15 protein-coding genes are annotated in these 15782 nt (G+C 34.9%); 13 read left to right on the top strand and 2 right to left on the bottom strand.

All coding sequences use genetic code 11. The features are described from left to right. The first annotated feature begins 118 nt into the window (after positions 1 to 118). From QN089_RS12885 to dltD, 5 genes are read left to right on the top strand one after another with little or no spacing between them, the layout of a single operon-like run. Positions 119 to 271 carry a teichoic acid D-Ala incorporation-associated protein DltX gene (locus tag QN089_RS12885; RefSeq protein ID WP_231726972.1) on the top strand — a complete coding sequence of 51 codons (153 nt, stop codon included), beginning with the start codon at positions 119 to 121 and terminating at the stop codon, positions 269 to 271. 18 nt (positions 272 to 289) lie between these two features. Then, positions 290 to 1789, top strand: a complete 1500-nt coding sequence (gene dltA / locus QN089_RS12880) for a D-alanine--poly(phosphoribitol) ligase subunit DltA (protein WP_285215463.1) — start codon at positions 290 to 292, stop codon at positions 1787 to 1789. Continuing rightward, positions 1786 to 2967, top strand: a complete 1182-nt coding sequence (dltB, locus tag QN089_RS12875; protein WP_068450793.1) for a D-alanyl-lipoteichoic acid biosynthesis protein DltB — start codon at positions 1786 to 1788, stop codon at positions 2965 to 2967. The genes dltA and dltB overlap by 4 nt, the downstream gene beginning before the upstream one ends. Before the next feature lie 21 nt (positions 2968 to 2988). Next, positions 2989 to 3222, top strand: a complete 234-nt coding sequence (dltC, locus tag QN089_RS12870) for a D-alanine--poly(phosphoribitol) ligase subunit DltC (RefSeq protein WP_087682254.1) — start codon at positions 2989 to 2991, stop codon at positions 3220 to 3222. After that, on the top strand, positions 3219 to 4400 hold the full coding sequence (gene dltD, locus QN089_RS12865; protein ID WP_285215462.1) for a D-alanyl-lipoteichoic acid biosynthesis protein DltD: 1182 nt from the start codon (positions 3219 to 3221) through the stop codon (positions 4398 to 4400). Before dltC ends, dltD begins: the two co-directional genes overlap by 4 nt. Before the next feature lie 259 nt (positions 4401 to 4659). Here the strand turns inward: dltD and QN089_RS12860 are convergent, their stop codons facing one another. Further along, positions 4660 to 5493, bottom strand: coding sequence for a MurR/RpiR family transcriptional regulator (locus tag QN089_RS12860; protein WP_285215461.1), 834 nt, complete (start codon positions 5491 to 5493; stop codon positions 4660 to 4662). A gap of 169 nt (positions 5494 to 5662) precedes the next feature. Between QN089_RS12860 and QN089_RS12855 the strand changes: the two genes are divergently transcribed. From QN089_RS12855 to QN089_RS12840, 4 genes are read left to right on the top strand one after another with little or no spacing between them, the layout of a single operon-like run. After that, positions 5663 to 6535: a DUF8171 family membrane protein gene (locus QN089_RS12855; protein WP_285215460.1), complete on the top strand. Its 873-nt coding sequence runs from the start codon at positions 5663 to 5665 to the stop codon at positions 6533 to 6535. Further along, on the top strand, positions 6528 to 8258 hold the full coding sequence (locus QN089_RS12850; protein WP_285215459.1) for an ABC transporter ATP-binding protein: 1731 nt from the start codon (positions 6528 to 6530) through the stop codon (positions 8256 to 8258). Before QN089_RS12855 ends, QN089_RS12850 begins: the two co-directional genes overlap by 8 nt. Next, the gene (locus QN089_RS12845) at positions 8245 to 9063 is read left to right on the top strand and encodes an energy-coupling factor transporter transmembrane component T family protein (protein WP_285215458.1); all 819 of its coding nucleotides are present in this window, start codon (positions 8245 to 8247) and stop codon (positions 9061 to 9063) included. The genes QN089_RS12850 and QN089_RS12845 overlap by 14 nt, the downstream gene beginning before the upstream one ends. A gap of 18 nt (positions 9064 to 9081) precedes the next feature. Next, complete coding sequence (locus QN089_RS12840) at positions 9082 to 9846, top strand: PHP domain-containing protein (protein ID WP_285215457.1); 765 nt, start codon at positions 9082 to 9084, stop codon at positions 9844 to 9846. A gap of 202 nt (positions 9847 to 10048) precedes the next feature. Here QN089_RS12840 and QN089_RS12835 read toward each other — a convergent pair whose 3' ends face one another. Then, the gene (locus QN089_RS12835) at positions 10049 to 11176 is read right to left on the bottom strand and encodes an MFS transporter (RefSeq protein WP_285216435.1); all 1128 of its coding nucleotides are present in this window, start codon (positions 11174 to 11176) and stop codon (positions 10049 to 10051) included. A gap of 143 nt (positions 11177 to 11319) precedes the next feature. Here QN089_RS12835 and QN089_RS12830 point away from each other — a divergent pair, with 143 nt between their 5' ends. The 4 genes from QN089_RS12830 (at position 11320) to QN089_RS12815 (ending at position 15770) form a co-directional block, all read left to right on the top strand. Beyond that, the gene (locus QN089_RS12830; protein WP_068450801.1) at positions 11320 to 11877 is read left to right on the top strand and encodes a thioredoxin family protein; all 558 of its coding nucleotides are present in this window, start codon (positions 11320 to 11322) and stop codon (positions 11875 to 11877) included. A 139-nt stretch (positions 11878 to 12016) separates the two neighbouring features. Next, the gene (locus tag QN089_RS12825; protein WP_068450803.1) at positions 12017 to 12937 is read left to right on the top strand and encodes a diacylglycerol kinase; all 921 of its coding nucleotides are present in this window, start codon (positions 12017 to 12019) and stop codon (positions 12935 to 12937) included. A 461-nt stretch (positions 12938 to 13398) separates the two neighbouring features. Next, entirely contained in the window at positions 13399 to 14748 is a 1350-nt protein-coding gene (locus QN089_RS12820) for a cytochrome ubiquinol oxidase subunit I (RefSeq protein WP_068450804.1), read from the top strand. Beyond that, entirely contained in the window at positions 14745 to 15770 is a 1026-nt protein-coding gene (locus QN089_RS12815) for a cytochrome d ubiquinol oxidase subunit II (RefSeq protein WP_285215455.1), read from the top strand. The genes QN089_RS12820 and QN089_RS12815 overlap by 4 nt, the downstream gene beginning before the upstream one ends. Positions 15771 to 15782: the final 12 nt, after the last annotated feature.

Below are 15782 nucleotides of genomic sequence, written 5' to 3'. Positions count from 1 at the left end.
ATTTGCCCTTTTTGTAATATAAAATTTATATTGGTGTAATAAATGTTATATTTAATGAAAAAAATGAAACTTTTTAAACCTTAAATCGTTAGAATAAAAGGTGGAAAGGAGCGTACAAATGGTAAATAAAGAAAAAAAAGAAGAAGAAAAAATGAGTGTTCCGCGAGCAATTGGTCAAACGTTCTTTTATTTTGCCATTATGGTGTTACTTGTATTAATTTACGGTTTCCATGATATGAGCGCGGGTCCATTTATATATACCGAGTTTTAGTGAAAGGAAGTGCATATTATGAATGTGCTACAACAAATTGCATCTGTTGCAAAGGAACATTCAGAAAAAGTAGCGTACCGATCAGCAGGTCAAACGGTTACTTACGGTGAACTTTGGGAACAATCAAATGCATTGGCGCATACCATAAAAAAAATGAATTTGCCTAAAAATAGCCCGATTACAGTTTACGGACATATGTCTCCTAAACAAATTATCGCATTTTTAGGAGTTGTAAAAGCAGGTCACCCATATATCCCACTCGATATTTCGATTCCTTTAGAACGAATTTCACATATCGTTGAGGCATCGAAATCTTCATTTATGATCACAACGGAGCAATTCGATTTAGAAATTGCTGTGCAACAACAAACAGCTAATGATTTGATTGTAAAGGGAGAAGGAGCTCAAAACGATCCAACTACATGGGTTAGCGAAGATGAAGTATTTTATATCATCTATACATCAGGTAGTACAGGAAAGCCAAAGGGCGTACAAATCTCTGAATCAAATTTACGACATTTTGTTGCATGGATTAACGAAGCTTGCTCGCTTCCAAATGGTGTGTATTTAAATCAAGCACCTTACTCCTTCGACTTATCCGTAATGGACCTATATCCAGCCTTAACAGGTGGAAGAGAGTTACATGCGATAACAAAATCTCAAATTGAAAATGCTGGTTTATTATTTGAAGAATTGCATGATTCCTCAATTAATGTGTGGACATCTACACCATCATTCGCGAAGATTTGTTTAATGAATCCAGAGTGGAACGATGAACAAATGCCTGATTTACAAACATTCTTGTTCTGTGGAGAGGTACTACCATTACAAGTTGCTAAAGAATTAAAACAACGATTCAAAAAAGCGACAATCTATAATTTGTATGGCCCAACAGAGACAACAGTAGCTGTGACAGCTGTTGAAGTAACAGATGATATGATTGAGACATATGAACAATTACCAATTGCGCCAGTCGATACAGGGATTTTAAAAATCATGAATGAACAAATGGAAGAAGTAACAGATGGGGAAAAGGGTGAACTTGTCATCTTTGGACCAACTGTAAGTACATCAGGTTACCTGTATGCAGAAGAACAGACGAATAAAGTTTTCAAAACGCATGAAGGCGAACGTATTTATAAGGCAGGCGATTTAGGATATATCCAAGATGGACATATTTTCTACGCAGGGCGTTCGGATTTCCAAATTAAATTACATGGTTATCGTATGGAGATTGAGGAAATCGAAAAGCAAATTGAAGCTTTAGACGAGGTCGGTGCATGTGTCGTGTTACCTGTTAAATCAGGAGAAGAAGTAACTGCACTTACAGCATGTGTTGCATTGCACAATGAAATGACTGAGAAGCCATTTAAAGTGACAAAGAATTTAAAGGAAAAGCTGTTAAAAGCCATTCCAAACTATATGGTTCCGAAAAAGTTTGTCTATTTAGACTCACTACCACTCAATATGAATGGTAAAGTAGACCGTAAAAGATTGGCGGTTGAAGTAGGCTTATGATTCCATATAGTGATTTTCTATTCTTCTTAATTACAGCAATTGCGCTGTTACCAACGATTATTCTTGGTTTCTTAGGAAAATCATCTCGAAAATATAATCTGTTTATTACAGTTGTTATGTTAGCATTGATTTTCGGTCTAGATATGGGGAATTATACGATTAATTGGAAGGCAACCATTTCGATTTTATTATTTACACTTTTCCAAGTGTTATTAATTAAGGGTTACCATTCGTATCGTAAAAATAAAAACCATACAGCCGTTTTTGTCATTGGTGTATTACTAGCGATTTTACCGTTAGTTCTTGTAAAAGTTTTACCGTTCTTTAATTTACACATCTTCGGATTCTTAGGTATCTCATATATTACATTTAGAGCGGTACAAATGATTATGGAAACACGAGACGGCATGATGAAGAAGGATATTCCAATTACAGAATTGGTTTATTTCCTACTATTCTTCCCGACTGTTTCATCTGGTCCAATCGACCGTTGGAAACGATTTGATCGTGATTTTAAAAAAGTACCAACGAAAGAGGAATACCGAGAGCTAGTTTATAAAGGGATTAATAAGATTTTCTTAGGTTTCCTTTATAAATTTATTTTAGCCTTTTTACTTTATAACAAAATCTTAGTGTTCTTACCGGATCGTACATACGGTGTTCTAGATTCTTTTGGAGGGCATCTAGCGTACATGTATGTATATAGTCTGTATTTATTCTTTGATTTTGCTGGGTACAGTTGTTTTGCGATTGGTGTCAGTTATCTAATGGGTATTCGTACACCTGAAAACTTCAACTTACCATTCATTAGTCGAAATATTAAAGAGTTCTGGGAACGTTGGCACATGAGCCTGTCATTCTGGTTCCGTGACTACGTATACATGCGCTTTGTATTTTGGATGATGAAAAACCGTTGGATTAAAAATCGCTATACAGTATCGTATATCGGTTACTTCTTATTGTTCTTATTAATGGGTGCGTGGCATGGCTTAGAGCTTCACTACATTGTGTATGGTCTGTATCAAGCATTACTCATTATTTGTTTCGATGTATTCGAACGATGGAACAAGAAGAAGAAGTTTTGGAAAAATAATAAGTGGACGCATGCGATTTCAGTATTCATTACATTCAATTTTGTATGTTTTGGTTTCTATATTTTCTCAGGCGCACTATTCTAATACGTAAGGGAGATTTTAAAAATGGACAAAGAAAAAGTAATTCAAATTATTGCAGATGTTTGTGAAGATGATGTTGTTTTAGAGGAGCGCGATTTAGATTTATTCCAAGAAGGTTTACTTGATTCATTCGGTACAATCAACTTGTTAGTAGCATTCGAAGATGAATTAGGCATCAATGTACCAATTACAGTATTTAATCGTGAAGAATGGAATACACCGAATAATATTGTAATGCAATTAGAAGAGCTTGCATGAAAAAAGTAACGTTTGTACCGCTGTTTGTTGCGGTTGCACTCTTTCTAGTCTTCTTATTCTTTCCGAATAAATGGCTTGAAAAAATGATTTCAGATGAACAAGTAGATGCTGCAAAAACAGAAATGAATCCACTTGTTTATCAAGGGAAATATATGCAATCGCGTATGTTACAACAAGATAATATGATGCCGATTTTAGGTTCATCTGAACTTGTACGATTTGATCCATTCCATCCGTACAATTATGCAAAAGCTACTGACGCACCATACGATACGTATCTTGTAGGGCGTGGTGGTATGCAAAGTCTAGTTCACTTTTTAAATATTGTGGAACAGAAGAAAAACTTAAAAGATAAAAAAGTTGTATTCATTGTTTCACCACAATGGTTTGTAAAAGAGGGATTAGATGAATTCCATTTTTCACCGAACTACTCGATGTTGCAATCTTATGATTTAGCTTTCAATAAAGAAATCGATTCAGAGATTAAAAAGCGTGGTATGAAGCGTCTGCTAACATTTGATACAGTTAAACGTGATACAGTACTACGCACCATGTATGAATATGAGTTATCCAACCATAAAAAATATCCGATTGTCGGTAAAATGGCGATGGCTGTCGGAAGTATGACGCGTAGTATTCAACATAAAAAAGACTTGTATTATTCGCTATTTATTGGACATGATCCACGTAATCTAAAAGCAGATGACACATTAGTGAAAGGTCGTATATTTGAGCAACAACTTGCTAATGCAGAAGCATTTGGTAAACCGCGTGTGAATAATGAATATAGTATTAAAACAAGCTATTATGATAAAAAAGTTAAGCCTAAGCTACAAGAATTAAAAGGTTATAAAAAAGACGAAGAATATACCAACTCACCAGAGTATGCAGATTTAAAATTAGTTATGGATGCTTTTAAAGATGCAGGTGCAAAACCAATGTTTGTCTCGATTCCGATGAACGGTAAATGGTATGACTATGCGGAATTCGATAAAGAACGACGTGATGCATACTATGAAAAAATGGATAAATTCTTAAGTAAATCAGGTCATGCCTATGTAGATTTATCAAAACATGAAAACGAAAATTACGTGTTTACAGATACACTGCATATCGGCTGGAAAGGCTGGGTTTACATGGACCATGCGATGGATGATTTTTGGAATCATAATCGCTAAATAAAAGTGCCTGACACAAAAGTATTTTTAACATAGCAAATCCCGTATGATTTTTCAAAATCATACGGGATTTGTTCGTTCAGATCAATTTTCGCTTCGAAAAACGCTTTCCGCGGGCATGGCTTCAAACTCCTCGTCACTGCGTTCCTGTGGGGTTTTCAGCTCATGCTATTCCCGCAGGAGTCGTTTTCTACGCGTTCAATTGATTTGATTATTCGTACTTGAGACCTATTATTTTGTTCTGTCTCAGGCTCTTTTTTTATCGCGGTAAGATATGTTTAAATTGTTTTCGGATGTCATCTAGCTGCTCCAATTTTAAAAGAGACTTTTGCGATTGTTCCTTCCCAATAGCAATTATAATATTTTCAATTAAAAAAGTAGGTGCAATCATTGAGTGAAATTCCCATAGTTCTCCTCTACTAGCAAATAGTAAATAATCTGTATAATGATTGAAATCTGATACAAGACAATCTGTCATCACAATAGCAGGTATCTGTAATGCCTTTGCATATTCTAATAACACTTGTGATTCAGGGTGCATTTTGACAAAACCAAATACAAAAATAAGATCTTCACTCGTGAAATGAATTAATTCCTCATAAATTTCATGTCCACTTTTAGGTAGTAATTTAATCGAGAAACCTAATCTAGAAAGACGAAAATGTAACAAGTTACCTAAACCTTCTGATGGACCAGGACTATAAATATAAATATTTTTTGCATGAATCATTTTTGACACCATTATTTGAAATTGTGATTCATCAAATTGTGCTAGCGTAAGTTCTAAATGTTTTTTACTTAAATCCATCATTTGCTGTTGTAAAGTGGAAGACTCCATTTGATCCATAATGTTTTCAAGCTTGTGTGCTGGTGAAACAGTAATTTCATTTTTATACTTTTGTTTAAAATCTTTAAAGTTCTTAAAGCCAATTTTACGCCAAAATCTTGAAACGGTAGCGTTACTAACGTGTAAAGACTTCGCAATTTCATCCTCTGTAAAAGTGAGGATATGCAATCCATTCTTTGAAATAAAGTCAGCAATATTTTTTTCATTTGGTGTTAAGTCAAATTGATCAAAATGTAGGTGTTGCATCTAAATCACTCCTTCTCTTATTCATTTATAGCATATTTTCACTTTTAAATGAAAAAATTTTTTCATTTTTTATAAAAAGAATATTAATTTACATAACGTTTTCAATTATCTGGAATTAAATTTACAATTCACTTCTATACTAAGCTTATCAACTAAAGGAGGTAAGTGTATGTCTGTGAATACTACGTATCAATTAACACAGTCACAAAAAATGATGGTTTTTGTTTTATCAATGTCTCTCTATGGTTTATCCAATATGTTTACGGAATTAATCCCATCCGTACAATTGGGTGTAATTGAATTGTCTGTCGAATATTTTGCTTTTATTCCTTTAACACTCTGCATTTTATTTCATCCTTTATACGCAGCAATTGGTGCATCGCTTGGAGAGATTATATTTGGTGAATTGATGTTAGGACAGTTTGGCGGTATTGGTGAGTTAGAAAAATTCATTACTTTTTCTTTAGGAATGTTCATTGCAGGAATATTAGTGCGTAATCCACTTAATCGTAAACAAATTATTATAGCAGTATTTACAGGATTATTAGTACATCACTTGTTAGGAACGATGATTGATATCGGAAAAGTATGGGTAGGTGTAGAAGAATTTGAAGCAGTTCCTGGACTTGCTGAAAGTATTGTGGTTATCGAAGGAGTCGCATTATTAAATGACTTACTATTTTCTGGTGTACTATTCGCATTACTACCTACACTTTACTTAGTTCCAAGACTGTATGGAAAAATTGAGCCTTTACTTGGGATGAAACCACGTGACCGAAAAGTAGAATATTCTATTTTTCAAATTGTTACACCTAAGTTAGTCGCAGTGTCAATTTTATTATCTGCTATCGCCATTTTATCAGAGTTTTTATCAGAGACAGAATGGGCATTCGGTGAATGGGAGCCAGAATTTTTAGGTATATTTGGTGAATGGTTTATATGGATTCCAATTGGTATTGCTACGATTGTAGTCTTAATTACAATCCAAGTCATGCGTTCTAAATCGAAAAAGAATTTAAAGGGGAATGAAAACCTTGGCTAAACCGATCATTCAAATGAAAGATGTTACATTTACGTATCCAGGTGCAGAGAATCCGATATTAAAAAAAGTAGATTTAACAATCTATGAACATGAATTTGTGGCGATTATAGGTGGAAATGGTTCAGGTAAATCAACCTTATGTAAAACATTCAATGGGCTTATCCCTCAATTTTATGTAGGTGACTTTGAAGGAGATGTTTGGCTAACGGATTTTCATACTGCAGAACATTCAGTGGGTGAATTATCAAAACATATCGGTTATGTCTATCAAGACTTTGAAAATCAAATTATGCGACCTACTGTTTTAGATGATGTTTCCTTTGTACCTTTAAATTATGGTTTGAAAGATTATAAGGAAAGAGGACTATGGGCTTTGGAAGTAACAGGACTCAGTTCAATTGCTAATGAATACATTTGGCAATTAAGTGGAGGTCAAAAGCATTTGTTAGCGATAGCTGGTGTGCTCGCAATGAAACCAAGAATCTTAATAGTGGATGAACCAGTTGCGCAATTAGACCCTCAACATGCAGAAGAAGTATATCGAGTGTTGAAAAAATTAAACGAAGAATTAGGCATGACAATTATTGTAATTGAACATCACACAGAATTCATTGCCGATTACTGTCATCGCGTCATTTTAATGGATCAAGGCTCTATTCAATGGACAAAGCCAACAAAACAAGCACTTTCAAGTATTAAAGATTTAATTGCACGCCAAATATATCCACCACAGGTAACACAAGCAGCTTATCAAATGGATCAAAAAAATATAAAAAATCTTCCTATAAATTTAGAGGAAGGAATGCAATACTTTATAAATTTAATGAAAAAAGAAAAGAGAAATCAACAAGTTATAACATCTTTATTTCCGAAAATTGAGCGATTGCCACTTATTTCATTTCAAAATGTATCGCTAGAGTTTAAAGACTTTCGAAAGCAAATAAAACAGGTATTAACAAATATTCATACGTCAATTTACGAAGGGGAGCGTATTGCAATTGTTGGAAATAATGGTGCGGGTAAATCTTCATTAATTAAATTAATAACAGGAATTACAAAACCGACTCGTGGAGAAATTCAGATTTGTCATTTACAAGCTAGTCGTTCCACACCAGAAAAACTAAGTCAACATGTCGCATACGTTTATCAAAATCCAGAAGAGATGTTTATAGAAGATTCAGTTAGAAAAGAAATTGAGTTATTTTTAAAATCTAGAAAAGTTGAAAACTATCCAGAAAAAGTGGAACAAATTTTAAAGGACTTTTCATTAGAAAAAATCCAACATGATGATGCGCGTTTATTAAGTGGGGGACAAAAAAGACGCGTATCTTTAGCGATTGGTGCAGCCATGCGTCCGGAAATCATGTTATTGGATGAACCAACCGCTAACTTAGATATTGCTACGAAAAGGCACGTTATTCAGATGTTGAATTCGTTGAAAGAGCATGTCAAAACCGTAATGATTGCTTCACATGATATGCAACTTGTTTCTGAATGGGCGACTAGAATTTTAGTTATGCACGAGGGAAAGGTTATCGGAGACGGTACGAGAGAAGAGATTTTTAGCAATCCTTCTTTACTTGAAAAAGCCGGACTAGTAATGCCACAAATTATGAAGTTGAGTCAAAAAATGAATTTAGAAACACCTTCTTATACAATTGAAGATTTTTGTGAAAACTTTATTTGTTTAGAAAGTGATGGTGTAAAACATGAATATGTATAAAAATTTAACAGAAAAATTTTCACTTGAATATATTAAAGGAGAGCTATTAAAAACAGCCTATGGTGGAAGAGGAACTTATTTAGGAAAACTGGATCCACGAACGCTCATTATCTGGTATGGATTTTTCGCTATTGTTCCCTGGTTTATTCATAATAAAATAATTCTCGTTAGTTTTCTTGTACTTATGTTAGGTATGACATATCTTGCGAAAGTGAGTCCCATGATTTTATTTGTACTTGGTATAGGATTATTGAGTGAGGTGGGTGTACTATTTATTGTTTCCATGTTATTTGGTGGAGATCTTACTTCCGTCGAACCAATGTTTTGGTTAACGATTAAACTGGCTGTTATATCATTAGCGAGTGTAGCAGTATTTACTAGTTTAGATCCTGAGGAGTTTAGTGATGCTCTATTAAGAATGGGTGTACCTGCCCAACTTTCATTCAGTGTATCTTATTGCTATCGTATTTTACCTACATTAATGGAGGAGTTCCATAAAGTTATTTTATCTTATCGTTTGCGTGGTAAAGCACCTAGTAAAGCAGGGTTTTTATACTGGAGATCAATTGTTTATTATATGAAAATCCTTATCTTATCGTTTTATCCTCTTATTTTAAATGGTGCTAAACGATCTCGTACAACTGTAGAAGCACTTGAAACAAAAGGGTTTGGTGGTGTGACATCCAACCAGCAAATGAAACAATTAAAAACTTCATATTTTCGTTTTCGAAAGACTGATTATACGTTTTTGAGTGTTTCCGTTTTATATATTATTACTAGTTTTACATTAAGTATTTATTATTAAAAAAGGACGTGCATAGAGATGAATTTTGATTTTCATACACATGGTAAGCTTTCAAAAAAGGTAGATTTTTCATTAGAATATTTTAAAAAGATGATTCACAGTGCGAAAGAGAGCGGATTGAATGGTTTTGCACTGACAGAACATTTTAATACGCATAATTTTGAAGATGTTTATAATACACTTGACGCACACTATTCATATACAAAGAATTATTATGAAGTAGATGGATTAAAAATCTTTCCTGGTATGGAGGTAGATATCCGAGAAGTAGGACATATTCTCATTATTGCAGATCGTATGGATATACGTGCAATGCGTATGTTATTAGAGAATTATACAAGTAAAGAGCAATTTATTCCTTTCCCCCAATTATTTGAGTTGGCTGCACCATTTAATCCGTTAATTATTGGAGCACATCCATACCGCGAAAGCACACCTTTATACGAATTAGATCCTAGTTTGTTACAGCAACTCGATGCTTTTGATTTAAACGGAAAGGATTTACATTCAATCGGCATTGAAAAGAATCAGGAACTGGTTTATCGTTTTGCTGAAAAACTAAATAAGCCTGTAGTAGGTGGTAGCGATACACATCATTCTTTACAATACGGTTGTTTATGGAATCAGTTAAATAAAGAGTGTCACACAGTAAAAGATTTGAAAAAAGTTATATCAAATGGTGATTATACGATTCACATAGCAAGTGATTTAGATAGTCGTGTGAAAAATGCCACAAAACAAAAAGCTATTGAGAAAAAAGCGATGGAGAAACAGCAGGTTTAATGTACTTTAAAAAGAGTTTAGTATAGACAAATGGGCTGAGGCATAAGTACAGAAAACAACCATCCCACATGAGCATAAGAAAAACTGGAATCGCGTTGTAGCACGGTTCCAGTTTTTTTTGTTGTGAACGCTAAAAAAGAGAAGTGAGATATTTTGTTCCAGCTTGTTTATTCTATTGAAAATCCTTTTGTTTCCTTCTTTTTTATGAAGCTTGTCGTTTTTGGCGAATTAATAGGAAAATTCCATATACAAAAGCAACTGCTGAGATACCTGTTAGCATGAAGTAGAAGTTGTGTCCGCCGAATACATTATACACATAACCACCAATTGCGGATGCTACCATACCTGAAAACCCAAAGAATAAGAGTGCAAGTAAAGTTTGTCCTGTTGCACGCCATTCGCGTGGTACTAATTTATATAAGTACTGAATTGCCGCTGTATAAAAGATTGGGAATGTTACCATCTGTAGCAGTTGTACAGCAATTAATGCATAAGGATGATCCACAATTCCTGATAAGAAGAATCGTACTACATAGAAGAAGATGGAAATCGTGATGAGTAATAATTCTTTCCCAGGCTTTAACCACATAAAGCTTAAAGCGAAGATGACAATTTCACTTGCCGCTGCGATAAAGAACGCAAGCCCAACAAGTTTGTTATCGCCATTCAACGTAATTACGTGAATACCTAAAAATGTATCATTCATACGTGCAGAGATAGAAGCGATTAATATTAATAGAAGAAACAGTAAAATTTCTTTATTTAAAATTAATTTTTTAAAACCTTCAATCGTTACAGGTACAGGGCTTGGTGGTGCATCACGTAATAACCAGACAGATAGAAAGGCAAGTATTCCAGCTACAGCAAATAAATAAGAAATACTATGTAGACCAAACCAGTCCATTATGTAGCCGACAATTAATGATAGAACTGCATAACCAAGTGCGCCATATGTGCGAACAGAGCCATAAGAGATTTTTAATGTTTCAGCTGTTGTAAAACTTAATGATTCACAAAGTGGATCTAAAGGCATTAAAAAAGCATACACCACTAACGTAAAAATAACGATCCAGGTCATGCTAGATGCTTGATATAAGAAAAAACCACTAATGGTTGTGAGAAAAATTAAAACGAGCATTACTTTACGAATCGTTTTCAAACGATCACTAATCATACCGAATGTAGGTTGCACAATGATTGTAATAAGACTACCTACACTAATTAAAAGCCCTACTTTTGTTTCCGACATTCCCTGTGCTTTCATAAAAACGGGAAGAAACGGAATAAAGAGGGCGAGCATTCCAAATAATAAAAAATTATAGCTTTTGATGAGTGACTTTTGGATAAAATCAAGTCCTTTCAGTAAGAAGAATAAGAAATTCAGTTTAGTTAAAAATATGGAAATAGTCAATAGTAAATGAATTTGTTACAATAAAGACACAAAAGAAATAAAAAGAACGAGGAGGGAATGGAATGAAAACAGAACAACAGTATTTTGAAGAAGGAAAACCACTTGCTTTATATATGGAAGAAATGTCGACTTTAAAAGATAATTCATATCGTGTTTATAATGGATTTACATTACCAGAGGACGAGGCTTTTATTGAGGCATTGAAAGCGAAAAAGCCAAATATTTTAGTGATTACAGAAGATTGGTGCGGAGATGCGATGATTAACAATGCTATCTTACGCAAGATTGCAGAAGCTGCTGACTTAGACGTACGTGCAGTGTTACGCGATGAGAACCTTGATTTGATTGACCGCTATCTAACAAATGGTGGACGCGCTATTCCGATTTATATCTTCTTATCTGAAGAAGGGGAAGTTTTAGGAACATGGGGACCACGCGCACCTGAATTACAAGCTTACGTGATGAAGTGTCGTCAAGCATTACCACCAAAAGAATCAGAAGAATTCGATGCCGCTCAAAAAGAGATGTACACAATGATTGGTGAGGAAAATGCTTCAAACGATCAATTTTGGCATTGGGTGTATGCAAGTCAAAAACAAGCTTTAGAAAAAGTAATCTAATTTCATATAATAACGCATATTCCATTCGAAAAGAGTGGAATATGTATTTTATGGAAAAAATGAACGAAAAGTGCAACATCTTAAGTAGAGAATTCGTTTTAGCAATAGGGGAAATTTTGAGAAGCAGGAAGGTATAAGAATGAAAAGAGCAAGAATCATATATAATCCAACTTCTGGGCGTGAAGCTTTTAAAAAACGTCTACCAGAAGTATTAGAGAAGTTTGAAATTGCTGGTTATGAAACTTCTTGTCATGCAACAACTTGTGAAGGAGATGCGACTGTAGCAGCGAGAGAAGCGGTTAAAAGAGATTTTGAGTTAATCGTAGCAGTTGGTGGTGACGGCACATTGAACGAAGTCGTTGCAGGTGTAAGTGAGTTTGAAAATCGTCCGAAAATCGGTTTGATTCCAATGGGAACAACGAATGATTTTGCCCGAGCTGTCCGAATTCCACGAGACATTAACAAAGCAGTCGATATTATCTTACAGGGTGATACATTACCCGTTGATGTCGGCTTAGCAAATGACCGTTACTTTATTAATATTGCAGGTGGTGGTCGTATTACAGAGTTAACCTATGAAGTACCAAGCAAATTGAAAACTGTTTTAGGTCAACTTGCATATTATTTAAAAGGTATTGAAATGTTACCATCGATCAAAGCAACGAATATGCGTATTGAATATGATGGTGAAGTTTTTGAAGAAGAAGCGATGATGTTTTTAATCGGTCTAACGAATTCAGTTGGTGGATTTGAAAAGTTAGCGCCAGATGCAAGTATTAATGATGGGTTATTCTCCGTATTCATCTTAAAAAAATGCAATATCGCTGATTTTATTAAACTTGTTACACTTGCTGTACGCGGTGAACATTTAAAAGATTCACATGTGATTTATACAAAAGCAAAAGAGGTAAAAGTTTATTCAGAGGATAAGATTCAATTGAATTTAGATGGTGAATATGGTGGAGATGCACCAGCTGTGTTTAAAAATTTAAAACGCCATATTGAATTATTTGTACCAATTGAAGATATTCGTGCAGAAGATCGTATAGAAGCAGAATAAGTTTAGAAATATGGAAGCTGTAGAAACATTTTGAGATAAATGTTTTCTACAGCTTTTTATTGTTCTATAGAATTTAAACAGAAAATGAGTTTGTAAGAAAAATAAGAAGGGGTTAGCGGACAATAGGTACGTCTTTTTTATATTGTCTGTTTACAACTTCATTAATATTTCACAATAAAAAATCACGCGTCATTTTAAAAATCAAGGGCATTTGTGTGACATTCATCACTGTCACATGAATGGCAATTTTTCCTCACACTTTTCACATGAATACGTAGCATTTCTGTCAAGAGTTAGCGATTTAAAGCTGTTTTAAAGGGGTATAATAAGCGTATGAAGGGGAGAAGCCTATGTACAAAAAGCAAGAACGGATTCTAATTTGGACTTGTGGCATTGCAGCAATTATTATGCTCATATCAATTGTAGTTAGTTACATTTTTTAGCTAAGGAGGCTAAGCAACATGGTGAATGAAAGTTCAGTATTTTTCAGTCGTCTGTTAACAGAATTCACGTTAACATTCCACATTATCTATGCAACAATCGGTGTCGGAGTACCCTTAATGATTATGATTGCACAGTGGCTTGGGATTAAAAAGAACGACGAACACTATATTTTACTCGCACGACGTATTGCGCGAGGCTATGTAATTACCGTAGCAGTTGGGGTTGTAACAGGTACCGCATTCGGTTTACAACTATCACTCTTATGGCCAAGTTTTATGGAAGTAGCAGGTAATGTTATTGCGTTACCACTCTTCATGGAAACATTTGCGTTCTTCTTTGAAGCAATTTTCTTAGGAATTTACTTGTACACATGGGATCGATTTGAGAATCAGAAAAAACATTTCTTATTATTAATTCCAGTAGCAGTTGGTTCAGCAATGTCAGCAGTATTCATTACAATCGTAAATGCATTCATGAACTCACCTCAAGGGTTTGATATTCAGGATGGTCAGTTAACTAATATTCAACCGATTGTAGCGATGTTCTCACCATCTATGCCTACAAAAGTAGGGCATGTACTTGTATCAGCCTTTATGACATCAGCGTTTTTACTTGCAGCGATTGCAGCGTATCGCATGATTCGCGGTTCAAGACATGCTTATTATAAGAAATCACTTTTCTTATTTATGAAGATTGGTTTAGTATTCTCTATTGCAACAGCCATTGTCGGGGACTTCTCAGCAAAATATTTAGCAGAATACCAACCAGAAAAATTAGCAGCAGCAGAATGGCATTTTGAAACAGAAAAAGATGCCGACCTCATACTCTTTGGGGTGCTAAATGAAGAAACAGAGCAAATTAAATACGAAATTCGTATTCCAAAAATGTTAAGTTTCCTTGCACATAATAACTTTAACGCAGAAGTAACAGGTCTAAATGCATTCCCGAAAGATGAAACACCACCGCTTTACATTCACTATCTATTCGACTTCATGGTAACAATTGGCGTATTCATGATTCTATTAAGTTTAGTGTATGTCATTGCGAAAATTAGAAAATGGTTATTCGTTGATTCAAAATGGTTCCGCTGGCTCATCGTACTTGGTGGACCACTAACATTCCTAGCAATTGAAGCAGGATGGTGGTTAGCAGAAGTTGGACGTCAGCCGTGGATTCTTGTGAAGTATATGAAAGTCGCAGATGCCGCAACAACGAGCGGAAACGTCGGCTTAATGGCTATTCTATTCGGTATTCTATATGTCATTCTTGGAATCGGTAGTGTGGTCGTATTAGTTAGAATGTTTAAATCAAACCCTGTAGAACGTGAATTAGCGGATCGTAAAATGGAAGGCGGGGATTCGAAATGAACATCGAAATTTTAGGGATTACGGTACTTTGGATCTTCCTATTCGGTTATATCCTTGTTGGTTCAATTGACTTCGGTGCAGGATTCTTCAACGCACATGGAATTATGACGGGGAAGCAACACATCCTGTCTAAAATCATCCAACGCTATTTATCACCAGTATGGGAAGTAACGAATGTATTCTTCGTATTCTTCTTCGTTGGAATTATCGGATTCTTCCCGAAAACAGCTGTTTACTTCGGTCAACCGATGTTGATTCCAGGAAGTATCATCTTAATTCTTTTATGTATTCGTGGTTCGTATTATGCATTTGAAGCATACGGTGCAAGAGGACATAAAGGATATGCAACGATGTACGGTATTGCAGGTGTCTTAATGCCAGCCGCACTATCCATCGTATTAACAATTTCAGAAGGTGGATTTGTTGAGATTGTAAAAGGACAACCTGAATTGAACTATAAAGCATTATTCACAAGTCCATTAACGTGGAGTATCGTTGTACTATCTATCTCAGCTTGTCTGTATATCTCTGCAACATTCCTAACATGGTATGCGAATGAAGCAAAAGATATGGCAGCGCGTGACTTACTACGCAAATATGCGTTAATTTGGGCAATTCCATTAGTCATCTCAGTAATCGGTATTATGGTTGAATTAAAAAGCCATAATCCAGAACACTATGATCGTATGGTAGACCTATGGTATCTACTCGCACTATCAGCGCTCATGTTCATCGGTACAATCTATCTATTATTCAAAAAGATGAAGTTTGGCTTAGCAATTGGATTAGTAATCGGGCAATTCCTACTTGCGTTCTTCGCATACGGTATTAGTCATTACCCATACTTGATGTATCCACATTTAACGCTATATGATTCATTCACAAATCAAACGATGGCGATTGCGCTCGTTGTTACATTCATTTTAGGTCTGTGTTTACTTGTACCAGCCATGTGGTTAATTTTAAAACTATTTGTCTTCAATAAGAACTATGCAGAAGGTAAAGAAGATCATCACGCTTAAAGGAGTGTGTTC

This window comes from Kurthia sp. YJT4 (assembly GCF_030219945.1).
Lineage (GTDB): Bacteria > Bacillota > Bacilli > Bacillales_A > Planococcaceae > Kurthia > Kurthia gibsonii.
Note: the sequence above shows the minus strand (reverse complement) of the source record. Positions and strands in the feature narration are given on the sequence as shown.